The organism is Bradyrhizobium sp. CB1717 (assembly GCF_029714325.1).
GTDB lineage: Bacteria > Pseudomonadota > Alphaproteobacteria > Rhizobiales > Xanthobacteraceae > Bradyrhizobium.
Window position 1 is genome coordinate 8,146,264 of record NZ_CP121666.1, and the last position, 13,946, is coordinate 8,160,209.

Here is a 13,946-nt window from a genome sequence, read left to right on the forward strand (position 1 = left end):
ACCCTCGTGAGCGTGAAAACGTTTGAGGTGTTTTACGCCGTTGAAATCGGTGGCGCTTCTCAAGTGCGATCGGTTTTCATCAAAGCGACAAGATCAACTTTGTCGGTGGATACCTCTTCGTCTTCGATCTCCAGGAAAGTGAAGGGGCGCGTATACGCATGCAGCCGATCGGCTCCCGGCGCTGACTGCCGCGGCTTCAATGTGCGGAACCGCTCCCGCAGTTCGCCATTCTCGACGCTTCGCTGGACAGCGAGCAGCGTCTGCGGCGAATGATCGCAGAGCGACGCTGCAAACGCGACCTCCTCTTCGGCCGCAATGAGAGCTGCCGAAAGATCTGGCGCGCCGAATTGGACCAGGAGATGCGTGGCGAGTCGGTCAACAGCATCTTGCATTTCCGCTTCGGTGGCCTCGGTTACGACTGCGAGCGTCGACCAGCCGAGGCTTTCGATACCAAGGAAGCCCGAGCGCAGAGCTACCCTTTGTTTCTGGCCGAGAGCGGTTGGATCATCGCAGTCCCCGAACACGAAGGCCCCTGACACCGCCCACTCACCTGGGCCGGCTGCGCGTTCAAACACAAAGTCATCCGAAGGGTCGAGCCTGATGGTGCGCGGAAGCTTCAGCATTTTATTCTCAAGCAAGCTTTGGGGCTGCGAAGGCCGGGATCATACCACGCTACGCGCGCGAGCCCGTCAAGAAGACTGACCCGATCCGCGGCGCCCATATCGAGCGGTGCGTTAACGAGAAGGTCGCCATTGCGATCGATGCTTCGCCGCTCGCCGGCTTTGCGCTTGGATAGACGGGCAAGATAGGCGCTGGCGACAGAATCAAAGCCAGTTTCGGTCCATTGATCGAAGCCAATCAGTAAATGTCGCGCAAAACTTCCTACGATTGCATCGGTGTGAAGCATCTCGAAACCTTCTCCCATCAGCGACACCGTGGTTGGCATCGCCCCGGGCTCGACACTGAGATCGACCGCGCGCAGCATGACGCCTAGCACCAGCCAGGCCGGCACGTCGGTTTCGGCGCAGTCTTTGGGCCAACCGAGACGCAGTCCCCCCAACAGTCCATCAGCGAAGAAAATTGAATCGGGCCAGGTAAAAGTGACCTCCCGCTGGGGCGGACAATACGCCGCGATGGCGTCCGCGATCGCATTCATTCCGACAAACAGCGCACGCCGCGCCGATAGGAGTGGTTCGGAAGGTTCCAGCACGACGCCAAGTTCAACGAGATCGTAGCGCCCGACCGAAATCAGCGTTCCAGCGCCGGCTTGGGCCGCAATCGCGAGGCCATGGGCAAACGCGTCACCACTCTCACGCAACAAGACGGAATTAAAACCGGGAGGCAGGTCGAGCACCCGCTCCGCCTCGTTGACTCGCAACATCATGCGATCCATCCTACTTGGTGCCAATTGATCGATAGTCGCAAACGTCGCGGCTCCATTGCAAAACGTCCTGTGGGCTTTATCTGGGCAGGTAAGATACCGACGTCAAGCAGACGAGCTCCCCAAAAAGGTCTCATCAGGTCATGGATGTCTAGCCATGTCCGTTGTAAGGACCGGCACCGCGCGAGGAAATGATGGGTGATACCACACCTCATCTGATGATCTGCACCTGCGAGAAGACCATGCCGCTCGACGCGCAGGCAATTGGCCGCGGCTGTGCGGGCCAGATTGCTCAGGCGAACCAACTCTGCGGCCTCGAGATCGACCGGTTCAAGGCGGCGATCATTGATGGTGTACCTGTTACCGTCGCCTGCACCCAGGAAGCATCGTTGTTCCGCGAGATTGCCGAATATCTAGCTTCCTCATCAGCGCTTACCTTCGTCAATATTCGAGAAACCGCGGGGTGGTCGAAGGATGCGGCCGCGGCTGGTCCGAAGACCGCAGCGTTGATTGCGGCGGCAGCCGAAGACTGGTCACCGGTCGCGGCGGTGATGCTCGAGAGCAACGGCGTCGCTCTGATCTACGGCCGCGACGAAGTGGCGATCGAGGTGGGGCGCCGGCTCGCCGACCGCCTCGACATCACAGTGGTCCTGACTGAGCCTGCGGACGCGCCACCTCCCCCCTCAAACGAGTTTCCGATCGTGAGGGGAAGGGTGCGCAATGGGCGTGGGCATCTTGGTCAATTCGAGCTCACGATCGACGACTATGCATTCCCTGCGCCTTCGTCGCGCCGCCGGCTGGAATTCGGAGTTCCGCGAGATGGCGCAGTTTCGACCTGCGACCTCGTGCTGGATCTGAGCGGTGACCCGCCGATGTTTCCCGCCCACGAATTGCGGCCGGGCTATTTGCGAGCCGATCCCCGTGATCGCGCCGCGGTCGAAAAAGTGATCGCGGACGCCGGCCATCTGGTCGGCAGTTTCGAAAAGCCGCGCTTCATCGAGTTTGACGATTCGCTCTGTGCCCATTCGCGCTCCGGAATTACAGGCTGTACCCGCTGCCTCGACCTGTGCCCCACTGGCGCGATCACGACAGACGGCAACGCGGTGGCAATCGACCCCGCCATCTGCGCAGGCTGTGGGTCCTGCGCCGCGGCGTGCCCAACGGGAGCGGCATCCTATGCACTGCCGGCCGCAGATGCGCTGATCCGACGATTACGCACGCTGGTGCAAGTCTACCGCAAGGCTGGCGGCGTCAATGCCGTCGTGCTGTTTCACGATGCTGATCACGGCGCGCCGCTCATCGACGCGCTGGCGCGCTTTGGCGACGGCCTGCCGGCGAACGTGCTTCCACTCCGGGTCAACGAAGTCACGCAGGTCGGGACCGAGACGATCGCTGCGTCGTTCGCTTACGGCGCAGTCGGCGTCGCGTTGCTGACACGTGCACGGGCTCGTCACGATTCTCTTGGCCTGCGACGGGTTGTCGAGACGTCGGAGACTATCGTCGCAGCGCTCGGCTTCGGTGATGGTCTGGTGCGCATCATCGAGTCCGATGACCCCGATCAACTCCGATCGGCGCTGGATGCAGCGCCTGTTGGTGTTGCAAGCCAAAAGCCTCCAAGCTTTATTCCGCGTGGCGCCAAGCGTAGCCTGATCGAAACGGTTTTTCGCGAGCTGCATTTCGCGGCACCAATGCCGGTCGATACCGTGGCCCTTGCGCCCCTTGCCCCGTTCGGGAGCGTGCTGCTAAATGATGAGAGCTGCACACTCTGTCACTCCTGTGTGGCCGCTTGCCCGACCAGCGCACTGTCGGACAATCCGGACCGCGCAATGCTCCTTTTCACCGAGAGCATCTGCGTTCAATGTGGGCTGTGTGAGGCGACATGTCCAGAGGACGCCATAACACTGCAACCGCAACTGGATTTCCGTGCCTGGAACGCTCCGAAGCGGGTGTTGAAGGAAGAGGATCCGTTCCAATGCATCGCTTGTGGCAAGCCCTTCGGCACGAAAAGCACAATCGAACGCGTGGTCGCCAAACTTGAGCAAACGCATTGGATGTTTGCCGGCGTCAATGCACGGCGGATTGATGTCGTGAAGATGTGCGAGAACTGCCGCGTCGAAGCCGTCGTCAACGAAAGTTTCGACCCTCACGCGGCGCCGCGCCCGCCGACCGTGACCACCGATGATTATTTGCGTCCCGAGGCGGGGAAGGACAATCCGACCAACAAGGCCTTCAAATAGGCTGCCGGTCCGTCAGGAGAATCGGCATGTCCGTTACCGAGACCCAAGCAAGGGGACGCGCGACTTCGAAGCCAATCGGTATTCCAGGTATCAAACATATTGTTGCAGTCGCTTCCGGTAAGGGCGGTGTCGGAAAGTCCACGACGTCGTGCAACCTCGCGCTTGGATTCGCCGCGCACGGGCTGAAGGTCGGCATACTCGATGCGGACATCTACGGTCCTTCGCAGCCAAAACTATTCGGGCTGCGTGGCAAGCCGCGGCTGATCGGGGCGCGCACACTGGAGCCGATGGAGAGGTTCGGCGTGAAAGTCATGTCGGTCGGCTTTCTCGTCGAAGAAGCCCTCGCAATGATCTGGCGTGGGCCGATGGTGATATCGGCCATCACCCAGATGCTGGACGAAGTCGCATGGGGAGATCTAGATGTGCTCGTCATCGATCTGCCGCCCGGCACCGGCGATGCGTCACTCACGATCGCACAACAGACGCCGCTCGCAGGCGCGGTTATCGTTTCGACGCCGCAGGACATTGCGTTAATCGATACAAGGCGCAGCGTCGCAATGTTTCGGAAGGTCAATGTGCCATTGCTCGGCATTATCGAGAACATGTCGAGCTTTTGCTGTCCCGATTGTGGCCACGTATCGCCGATCTTTGGCCATGGCGGCGCACGGATCGAGGCCGAACGGATCGGTGTGCCCTTCCTGGGAGAGATACCCCTGGACATTCGAATTCGTATGACGTCGGATGAGGGGCGCCCGATCGTTGCAACGGAACCCGAGAGCGTCCACGCCAAGCTCTACATCGGGATCGCCCGTCACGTCTGGCTGGCGCTGTCGACGGGACGGGCCAATAAGCCCGCACCGCGTATCGTCATCGAATGAATATTGCGTGAGTCCACCGCTGGTGCCTGGCCGACCGGGCTGGCAACGGCCCGAACCTCGTGGCCGGAAACCTCAAATTGGCTCAACTTGTCGGTTCGAGATGTCGGATCGGCAGGCCGACCAGCAGGTTCTGCGGTTTCATATGGAGCATTTTATCGGGTGTCATGGCCAGGATCAGATAGACGGGCTCCGACCCGATGTTGTCGACGATCATCGTGCGGTCGTGGAACGTCAGCCGGTACAGGCCGACGATGCTCGCTTCGCTCCTCGGGTCAAGCGAACCGGCATTCCACAAGGTATCGCCAACTTGCGTCCCCACCGCATCAAGACCAAGATACCAACTAAATCTGACGTCGTGCAGTTCCGTCAGCGGCTCGATCTCGACGTCGATCGCGAGCATATGCTTGATCCAGCTCACCATCACCTCACCGAGTTTTGCCAATCCGGACCGACCACCGGTAAGGTCGAGCGCCATGTCAAAAGCATCGCTACGCTCCCAGTAAGTATGCGCAGACTCCTCAGCCATGACGTCGATCGACGATTCCGCCGCGGACTCGAGCATGGCTATCAGCGGCGACAACGGTGCGCTTTCGGTACCGGCGATGGTCTCCTCATCGGCGGCGATCAACGCACCTTCACGTACCGTCAGCCGTTGCCGACGAAACAACAATTCAGCGGCTCGAAGCACAAATGGATCATTGCAACCGTCGAGGGCGTTGCGGAGGATCAGCTGAACCAGCTGGTTTAGAAACAGGGGTGGCGTCTTGCCGACGTCGCGACGGACAAGATCCAAGTAGGCAGCTTCCAGCGTTCTCTGCTGCAGAAGACGATCGCGAAAGCCGATGATGAGGCTCCAGTTCTCTCGCGCGTCGGCGTCGAGCAGCGCTGCAATTTCTTCGTCTCTGACGCGGCGGCGCGGATCGGAAAGTACCGCGGCATACAAGGTATGTTCAGCCAGACATGCCTCGGGCGGCGGAATCAGTTCCGGTCGCGCCAGATAAGCCTTCAAAAGCTCATCAGTTATGAGCAAGCCGCCACCGCCGTCTCTATCCGTCAAGTGGTGACCGCAAGAAAGCCAAAAGTCTTTCATTCACCCTCACGCGAACGTTGCGAGATCTGATCTCAATCATCGCGCCTTTGAACCTCGAATGCAATAATCTGGCTCGATGCACGCGTGCTGCGAAATCCCTAAGGATAACGCAGCAACTTACGCTCGATAACAATGCACTGAACTGGCAACAAAATTCGTTTGTCTAACGTCACTGGAAGATAGATCGTCGTCGTTCGCGATCGAGGCGGACGCTGATCGGTCGAGATTGGCTCAATGAAATGAAGGTGGGTGTTGCGGCGACGTCACATTGGGCCAGGGAGAAGATCGTGGCGAAGGTCTCTTGTGTGCTCGCTGCCGCCCTCACCGGTCCGTTCCGGATCTCCTTCATGTCACATCTCGCTGCCGAAGCAGGTGACGGGCGCGCTCTGCTATCGAATGACGATGGCTTGCCGGCGTACCGCCGAACCGGAGAGGGGCGATCCTTCGTTCAGGCGGCGCTCGCTGAGCTTCCAGATCACGCCCGAGCCCAGGCCGCGTGGATGCGAGACGACCCTCGATCAACTCACCATGTCCGGCGAAGAGAGTACGCCCCTTTCGATGGCGCTCCGCAACCATTGCGTCACTTCGATTGCCGTCGGTGTCGCAATCGAAATCGAGAATGAATCCACGCCAAGGCTCGCCACTGACCTCGACACCATTGTGGTCGCCGGGGAGGATGTCTGCGGCGGCGAAAAACAGAGCGGAGCGGTGCAGCCCTTCGTCGAACCGCAACGATCCGCGGGAGATGCCGCATTCACCGGCGCAGACACGTTCTGGCAAGCATTGAAGCGCGAGGGATGAACGACTTCGCACGATCGATCCGCGCCGCCGCCTCGCTGATCGGCGAGACCAATCCTGAGCTTCTCGACATTGTCGCTCTGTCGGTGCGCGTCAGCCTAACGGCCAGCATCGTCGCGCTGGCGATCGGCGCTCCCGTCGGCGCCTGGCTTGCAATCGCCCGCTTCCCGGGCAGGCAGGTGTTCATCGTCTTTGCCAACGCGCTACTCGGTTTGCCTCCGGTCGTGGTGGGTCTCGGGCTCTACTTATTCCTTTCGCGCTCGGGGCCCTTGGGAACTGCGGGGCTACTATTCACGCCTACTGCCATGGTGATCGCCCAAACGCTGCTTGGCGCGCCGATCGTGGTCGCGCTCGTGCACCGATCGTCCACATTGCTCTGGGCGGAGTACGGCGACCTCGCACGTACCGACGGTTTGTCGGTCCTGCGCAGCGTCGCCTTGCTGTTCGCACTCGGAAGACCATCGCTGCTGACAGCCTTCCTAGCCGCATTCGGGCGTGCCATCGCCGAGGTCGGCGCCATCATCATCGTGGGCGGCAACATACACGGTTTCACTCGCACGATGACGACCGCGATAGTGCTCGAAACCAGCAAGGGCGACCTTCCGCTGGCGCTTGGGCTGGGGTTGATCCTGCTGATGCTGAGCGTGGCTGTCTCGACCGTCGCGCTTCTGGTAGTCGGTTGCGCTGAAGAAAAGTAGCTGCTCGCTGCCGACCTTGCACGCGGCGATGAACCCCTGCTCCTTCGGCATGATGATCCCGTCGACTGCCGCGATAGGCACATTCTCCAGCTTCGCCAATGCGAACGATGGTAACGATGGTTTTGACATACGCCCATCCATTCAACCGAAAAACTGCATTTAGGTGTCAGTATAATTCGTTTGTCTAACGTCCATGCAGGAGAGATCCTAAAGCCTAACAAGGCGACGCGCGGATGGCGATAAGCAGCGACCAGCGAAAATTGATCACGCGCGCAAACCTCAACGCCGACGGGGCCCGCTGCCATATGTTGTTCCAGCAGACCAAACGACTACCCCTACTCGACCGAAACGAGCGTCTAGAACGTCAAGCCATCGGAACAGATGTTGTGAACGGGCAGCGCGACATCCGTCTGCTATTGGCCGACGTAGACGGGACACTGGTTACCCGCGACAAGAAGCTCACCGAAGCGACAAAAGCAGCAGCTGCGGAGCTGCATGATGCCGGCCTTGTGCTTGCCATCACCAGCGGGCGCCCCCCACGCGGAATGAGCATGCTTATCGAACCGCTCAATCTGCAGGGACCAATTGCGGGCTTCAACGGCGGCGTGTTCGTTAACCCCGATCTCTCCCTCATCGAGAGCCACACGATCGATGGCGCGACAGCGAGGCAGACCCTCCAATTGATGCTCGACCATCATCTCGATGCTTGGATCTACACGGCCGATGGCTGGTTCATCCGCGACAAGAACGCTCCCCATGTTGCGCGGGAGACGTCGACGATACAATTTGATGCGACAGTCGTGGCATCCTTTAGCAACGAACATTTGGCTCGGGCTGTGAAGATCGTTGGCGTCTCCGATGATCTTAAACTGGTGGCCGATTGCGAAGAATTGGCTCAACGGGCTCTGAGCAAGACTGCAAGCGCCGCTCGTTCTCAGCCCTACTATCTTGATGTGACTCACCCGAAGGCCAACAAGGGAATGGTCGTGATCACCTTGTCCAAATTCTTCGATATTGAGCCTCGCCAGATTGCCACGATCGGGGACATGCCGAATGATGTATTCATGTTTCGCGAGAGCGGCTTTTCCATTGCGATGGGGAATTCTAGCGACGAGGTGAAATCTCAAGCAAACGCAGTTACGGATAGCAATGAGGATGATGGATTCGCCAAGGCGGTGCGGAAGCTAATTTTACGGCCAGCAGTCTTTTGACATGGCGGTTGACATTGTCGCAGGACTATCATCGGCTGATGCCGCAGGTCGAAGAGGCGAGCGCGATCTTGGAGACGCGGCACGGACGTCAGCGCGGGTCGTCGCCATTTCTCCCCACCTGCGCAGCGGGATTTGCGCCTGGACCTATTTCGCGGGCCCACAAACTGGGCGATGTAACTCGGGCATATTCCGAGCAGTGTGCTCGCCTGGCTGACATTCCGAAAGTACGGCTTCAGCGACGGCGCCGACTTGTTTGTTCTCATTCTCGGCTATACGTCCGTTACCGTCTATGCCAGGCGAAGCTGTGAGCGCGGTTTCGGTTTCGGAGCAGCGCGGATCATGCGACGCGCGGGACAAATCTATGTCGCCCACGTCTTGTTACTGGCGTTCTATCTGGCCTCTATCCATTTCCTATCGCAGACTTTCAATGCTCCGGATTTCATCGACCGATATAACGCTCCCTCCTGACTCGCGCCCATCCATTCGACGCTCGGCACTCCGAGAACAGTTTATGTGACCAGGCCTTCTGCCGTGGTCGGCTCAGGATGGCATCGCTCATACCGAGTAGGACGTGATCCCGCCATTGCGTTGTTCCACAACCGCGCGTGCTGGCCGATCTTGCCAGATGCCAAGCCAGACACTTGCCGCCTCCTCCGTTGCCAAGAATAAGGACTTTTGGGCGTCCGGTTCAGCCACCTCCGAATGCAGATTGGCGCACCTTAGATGTCGTTGACGACAGCAGGAGCCTACGCGTCTCTTGGCAAAACGGAACGGACCCTGGCAATGAAGGCATGGAATTCCGCCATGAAATTTCGTAAGAATTCGGCAGTCGCATCATTGGTGACTTCGCCATCGTCGCCGATCAAGCCCGGCGTGAACTGGATGTAAGCCTCCGGGGCGTTCATCTGAGGTGAATTGCAGAAACTGAGCACGCTGCGCAGGTTCTGCTGGGCGACAGCGGTGCCGATGGCCCCTGGCGACGTACCGATCACTGCCGACGGTTTCCGAGCAAATGAATTGGTGCCGTAAGGGCGGCTCGCCCAATCGATCGCATTCTTCAACCCGCCCGGTATCGAGCGATTGTATTCCGGCGTAACGAACAGCACCGCATCGACAGCCGCGATGGCATCCTTGAACGTCTTGCCGACCGGCGGATAGTCAGCATCATAGTCATAGCTATAGAGCGGAAGCTCCTTGAAGGAGATTTCTGACATTTCGAGTTCAGGCGGGGCCAGTCGCACCAGCGCTTTGGCGAGTTTGCGGTTGATCGATTGCTTGGCGAGGCTGCCGATGAGATAGCCGACCTTGTGTCTGGTCATGGAGCTCTCCTGTTTCGACGAAATGGCCAGCCAATAGCCATGCGACGAGCGCCGTATCATTTGCCAGGGAAAACCGTTTGTCATCTGAACTAAGGCGGGCGACTGGTGCGTAGATCACACGATCAGTTGATCGGCGGATTCTATCTTGCCACCGCCGCCTGCCATCACCGATCATGATTGCTGTCGGTCCCCGCGGTTCCACGTTCGGGAATCGCCAATCGTGAACAGGCCCCGTCATGATGGCGCATACCCACCCGAAAAGAGCTTCCGTCGTTCTCGCGGATACAGGTCCGTTGCTGCCCGATCTTGAAGCTCTCTACAAAGACATTCACGCCCATCCCGAACTGTCGATGCAGGAGAAGCGAACGGCCGGTATGGCCGCCGACAGACTCAGGAAAGCAGGCTTCGAGGTAACGGAAGGAGTGGGCGGGACGGGTGTGGTTGGGCTGCTTCGCAACGGCAAAGGGCCGACAGTGATGCTGCGCGCCGACATGGATGCGCTGCCCATCGCGGAGAGCACTGGGCTTGCCTATGCCAGCAAGGTCAAGGCGAAGGATGCCGAAGGGAATGCAGTGCCCGGTCGGCCATATGTGCGGCCACGACATGCATGTAGCCTGGCTCGTCGGAGCGCCGACATTGCTGTCACAGGCCCGGGATGCATGGAAGGGCACGTTGATGGCTGTCTTCCAACCGGGCGAGGAAACCGCGCAAGGCGCCCAGGCGATGATCGACGATGGCCTGCTTAAACGCTTCCCCACACCCGATGTCGTGCTTGGTCAGCATGTCATGGTCGGCGCGGCCGGCACCGTCGCTGGAAGCGCCGGACCGATCACGTCCGCGGCAGACAGTCTACAAATCCGTCTGTTCGGCCGCGGTGCGCATGGCTCGATGCCGCAGGCAAGCATCGATCCCGTCGTCATGGCGGCATCCGTCGTCCTGCGGCTCCAGACGGTTGTGTCCCGCGAGGTTGCCGCAAACGACGCGGCGGTGGTCACCGTAGGCGTGTTGCAAGCCGGCACGAAAGAAAATGTCATTCCGGGCGACGCCGTCATCAAACTCAATGTACGGACGTTCGATGCCGGCGTGCGTAAGCACGTTCTTGCTGCGATCGAACGGATCGTCAATGCAGAGGCCGAAGCCTCGGGCGCCCTGCGCAAGCCGGAGATCACGCCGCTCGACCGCTACCCGCTCAACGTGAATGACGAAACCGCGAGTAACCGCATTGCCGAGGCGTTTCGCGACTATTTTTCTGCCGATCGGGTGAGGCACACGGGGCCCGCGCCGGCGAGCGAGGATTTTGGCTGCTTCGGCACCGCATGGCAGGTGCCCTCAGTGTTCTGGTTCGTAGGCGGCGACGATCCAAAACTCTATGCCGAGGCCAGGGCGGCGGGCAAGCTGAATGAACTGCCGGTCAATCACAGCCCGCAATTCGCGCCGGTCGTGCATCCAACTCTGGAAACCGGCGTCGAGGCGCTGGTCGTCGGCGCGTTGGCCTGGCTCGGCGCACCCTGACGTCGTTTGGTCGGAGGTCCGCGAAAGGCCGCGGGAACGTTGCGGTGTGCGCCCGCTTCTTGCTTGCGCAGCGCGCTTGTGGAGTCGGTTGAAGCCTGCAATTCGATGTTTTATCTTTCTCGAGTGGTAGCCGCATGATCGCCGTCGAAACCTTCGTGCATATCCTCGATCTGGTTGGGACTTTCGTCTTTGCAATCAGTGGAGCGGTAGCGGCGGTCAATCGCCGCCTCGACATTTTCGGCATTCTCGTCCTTTCCTTCGTTGCCGGCAATTTCGGCGGGATTACTCGCGACCTCCTGATCGGTGCGGTGCCGCCGGCTGCCTTGATAGATGGACGATATTTGATGGTTTCGGTCTTGGCTGGGCTCATCACTTTCTTCTGGTATGCCGGCGTCGACAAGCTGCGCAGTCCCGTCCTCCTTTTTGATGCAGCGGGGCTGTCGCTCTTCGCGGTCTCCGGTGCGCAGAAGGCGATCGATTTCGGACTTAACCCTCTCACGGCTGCTCTTCTGGGCATGTTGACCGGCATCGGCGGAGGCATGATGCGCGATGTTCTTCTCGCCGAGATTCCACAGGTGCTGCGTTCTGATCTGTATGCCGTTGCAGCGCTTGCGGGCGGGTCGATTGTCGTCCTTGGCGATATGCTGAGACTCCCCTATAGCTTCACGGCGTTGAGCGGAGCGGCTTTATGTTTCGGACTCCGCTTCATGGCGATCAGACATGGTTGGCATCTACCGGTCGTTCGCCTTTCCGCGCAGCAGCGGGCCGAACCAGACTCCTCGGATGACCAAGGTTCACTTTGAACCGTTCTGGCGGCGAAGTTAAAAGGCGGCGCGTAAAGGCGAGGCGCTCGACCTCTCGCGAAGAACATCCAAATGCCGAACCGCGTTCGCGATTGCGAGCACCGTCCCATCCGTGGAGCAGATCGGATTTTCCCGGCAAGTTCAACCCGCCTCCTTGGAATGCGGCGACGATTGGTGCAGCCGCAGCGCGAGCGGATCGGTCGAGTAGCTTCGCGCGGTGCGCGCCCGGGAAGCTCATGTAGGCGAGCGGTCTCTGGCTCGTCGAGGAACGCCGCGAGCTTAGTTTGGGGCGTAGCTGGTCGGCGATGCGCCGCCACAGCTCTCGTGCGGCCTCCACATCGTCCTGGCAAACGCAGTGGCGATGAAGGCGTAGACGACGCGCCGTCCGCTCTTGCCGACATGCGCCAGCGCGTTGCGCATGAAGTGGACGCGGCAGCGCCGCCAGGTGGCATTGAGAACCCTTCCGACCGTGGCTTTGATCCCTCATGGGCGTCGGAGACGACGAGCTTGACGCCGCGCAATCCCCCGCCGCGCCAGGTTGCGCAGGAACGCCGTCCAGAACGTCTCCGCCTCGGAGGGCCGACATCCATGCCGAGCACCTCGCGCAGCCGTCGCCGTGGACTGGACGTAAAAGCCTTGGCGAACCGGCCCGTAGGCTTTTACGACTAGTTCAGCCTGACCGAGAGGCGGCTGCCGCCGCCAGTTACCCAACCGACTCGCTCTAGGCTCGCGCTGGCTTCGCGTACAAAGAAACGCGACTGATCCTGGTCCGTATTTCCCTCAGGTCGAGAAACGATGTCGCCTGCCGCCGCAGCTCATCGGCGACAATGGAAGGCTGAGTGCTGATAGTGGATGCGACCGTCACACGGATACCGCGACGCTGCATCGCTTGCACCAAGTAGCGAAAGTCGCCGTCGCCTGAGAAGAGGACCATTTCATCGATATGGGCAGAAAGCTCCATAGCGTCGACCGTCAACTCGACCGCCATGCTGCCCTTGAGCCTGCGGCGGCCGGACGCGTCCACGAAATCCTTGGTCGGTTTGGTGACGACAGTGTAGCCATTATAGTCCAGCCAATCGATCAACTGGCGGATAGGAGAGGATTCGTCCTGAGTAACCACTGTGTAATAAAAAGCCCTAAGCAGCGTTCCGCGGCTCTGGAACTCACTGAGTAGACGCTTGTAGTCGATGTCGAACCCTAACGTTGTCGAGGTTAGGTGAAGGCTGGCACCATCAATGAAGAGCGCGATCGCGTCACGGGAAATCGGCATCGAAAACTACCTCACGTTAGTATTCCGGCTCAACGAGAATGCTTATTCGCCGAAATTGAACGCTGGCAAGCGCGATTCATGTAACATCATCGGGGCGGCAGATCGGCCCAAATGCCGCAGGGTGCTTTCATCTGTTTGTACGAAAACGTACACTTGGGCGCACACAGATGAATCATGGCTATTAACGTACGCTCGATGCCAGACAAGATTCGCAACAGATTGCTGCGTCTACTTCCAGGTGACGAACTTGACCACGTTCTATCGCTGTCAGAAGAGGTGCTTCTCACGAAACGCCAAGTGCTCCACCGATACGGCGTTCGCATGCAGCACATCTATTTTGTGGAGACTGGGCTTGTCGCGGTCGGGGCCAAGGTGGGCCCCCAAAGGTTCGTCGAGGTATGGCTGACCGGCTCAGAAGGATTCGTCGGAGCTCCCCTCGCATTGACGCGTAACGCGCAGCCATTGCACCGCCGTAGTGTGCTTGTTTCAGGTGCAGCATATCGGTTGGGGGTGGACCAGTTCCGGCGCGCCCTTGCTGACTTGCCACACTTTCGCACCGTGGTGCACACCTATGTCGGGTTGGTGTTCGTTCAGACGGTTCAATCAGGCGCATGCAATAGCGCTCATCAGTTGAAGCAGCGCCTCTCGCGATGGCTTCTGCTTGCACGTGATGCTCTTCAATCTGACGACGTCCCGCTCACCCACCAGGTGTTGTCCCAGCTTCTCGGAGTTCGTCGTGCGGGAGTGAC

13 protein-coding genes and 1 pseudogene are annotated in these 13,946 nt (G+C 59.7%); 7 read left to right on the plus strand and 7 right to left on the minus strand.

Annotated features, from left to right (window positions below):
* Positions 1-59 precede the first annotated feature (59 nt).
* The gene (locus QA649_RS37815) at positions 60-623 is read right to left on the minus strand and encodes a DUF6505 family protein (protein WP_283021597.1); all 564 of its coding nucleotides are present in this window, start codon (positions 621-623) and stop codon (positions 60-62) included.
* Positions 617-1,384: a biotin/lipoate--protein ligase family protein gene (locus tag QA649_RS37820; protein WP_283021598.1), complete on the minus strand. Its 768-nt coding sequence runs from the start codon at positions 1,382-1,384 to the stop codon at positions 617-619. Before QA649_RS37820 ends, QA649_RS37815 begins: the two co-directional genes overlap by 7 nt.
* Before the next feature lie 191 nt (positions 1,385-1,575).
* Here QA649_RS37820 and QA649_RS37825 point away from each other — a divergent pair, with 191 nt between their 5' ends.
* Positions 1,576-3,618 (plus strand): 4Fe-4S binding protein, encoded by a 2,043-nt coding sequence (locus tag QA649_RS37825; RefSeq protein WP_283021599.1) that lies wholly within the window; start codon positions 1,576-1,578, stop codon positions 3,616-3,618.
* Between the two features lie 26 nt (positions 3,619-3,644).
* Positions 3,645-4,496: an Mrp/NBP35 family ATP-binding protein gene (locus QA649_RS37830; protein ID WP_283021600.1), complete on the plus strand. Its 852-nt coding sequence runs from the start codon at positions 3,645-3,647 to the stop codon at positions 4,494-4,496.
* Positions 4,497-4,578: 82 nt separating this feature from the next.
* Here QA649_RS37830 and QA649_RS37835 read toward each other — a convergent pair whose 3' ends face one another.
* A complete protein-coding gene (locus QA649_RS37835; protein ID WP_283021601.1) occupies positions 4,579-5,586 on the minus strand; it encodes a DUF6352 family protein in 1,008 nt (335 codons plus the stop codon).
* 528 nt (positions 5,587-6,114) lie between these two features.
* Here QA649_RS37835 and QA649_RS37840 point away from each other — a divergent pair.
* The 3 genes from QA649_RS37840 (at position 6,115) to QA649_RS37850 (ending at position 8,293) form a co-directional block, all read left to right on the plus strand.
* Complete coding sequence (locus QA649_RS37840) at positions 6,115-6,387, plus strand: hypothetical protein (RefSeq protein ID WP_283021602.1); 273 nt, start codon at positions 6,115-6,117, stop codon at positions 6,385-6,387.
* Positions 6,384-7,082, plus strand: a complete 699-nt coding sequence (locus tag QA649_RS37845) for an ABC transporter permease (protein WP_283021603.1) — start codon at positions 6,384-6,386, stop codon at positions 7,080-7,082. The genes QA649_RS37840 and QA649_RS37845 overlap by 4 nt, the downstream gene beginning before the upstream one ends.
* Before the next feature lie 233 nt (positions 7,083-7,315).
* Positions 7,316-8,293 carry a Cof-type HAD-IIB family hydrolase gene (locus QA649_RS37850; RefSeq protein ID WP_283021604.1) on the plus strand — a complete coding sequence of 326 codons (978 nt, stop codon included), beginning with the start codon at positions 7,316-7,318 and terminating at the stop codon, positions 8,291-8,293.
* Between the two features lie 746 nt (positions 8,294-9,039).
* Here the strand turns inward: QA649_RS37850 and QA649_RS37855 are convergent.
* Both QA649_RS37855 and QA649_RS37860 read right to left on the minus strand, forming a co-directional pair.
* Entirely contained in the window at positions 9,040-9,612 is a 573-nt protein-coding gene (locus tag QA649_RS37855) for an NADPH-dependent FMN reductase (RefSeq protein WP_283021605.1), read from the minus strand.
* A 164-nt stretch (positions 9,613-9,776) separates the two neighbouring features.
* Positions 9,777-10,217, minus strand: a complete 441-nt coding sequence (locus QA649_RS37860) for a hypothetical protein (RefSeq protein ID WP_283021606.1) — start codon at positions 10,215-10,217, stop codon at positions 9,777-9,779.
* 31 nt (positions 10,218-10,248) lie between these two features.
* On the opposite strand from QA649_RS37860, the gene QA649_RS37865 reads away from it, so the two are divergent.
* Positions 10,249-11,124, plus strand: a complete 876-nt coding sequence (locus QA649_RS37865; protein ID WP_283021607.1) for an amidohydrolase — start codon at positions 10,249-10,251, stop codon at positions 11,122-11,124.
* Between the two features lie 134 nt (positions 11,125-11,258).
* Positions 11,259-11,927 (plus strand): trimeric intracellular cation channel family protein, encoded by a 669-nt coding sequence (locus tag QA649_RS37870; protein ID WP_283021608.1) that lies wholly within the window; start codon positions 11,259-11,261, stop codon positions 11,925-11,927.
* Positions 11,928-12,116: 189 nt separating this feature from the next.
* On the opposite strand, the pseudogene QA649_RS37875 reads toward QA649_RS37870, so the two are convergent.
* Together QA649_RS37875 and QA649_RS37880 are read right to left on the minus strand one after the other, a co-directional pair.
* Positions 12,117-12,532 (minus strand): annotated as a pseudogene (locus QA649_RS37875) (transposase); the annotation flags it as partial.
* 116 nt (positions 12,533-12,648) lie between these two features.
* On the minus strand, positions 12,649-13,197 hold the full coding sequence (locus QA649_RS37880; protein ID WP_283021609.1) for an NYN domain-containing protein: 549 nt from the start codon (positions 13,195-13,197) through the stop codon (positions 12,649-12,651).
* Positions 13,198-13,946: the final 749 nt, after the last annotated feature.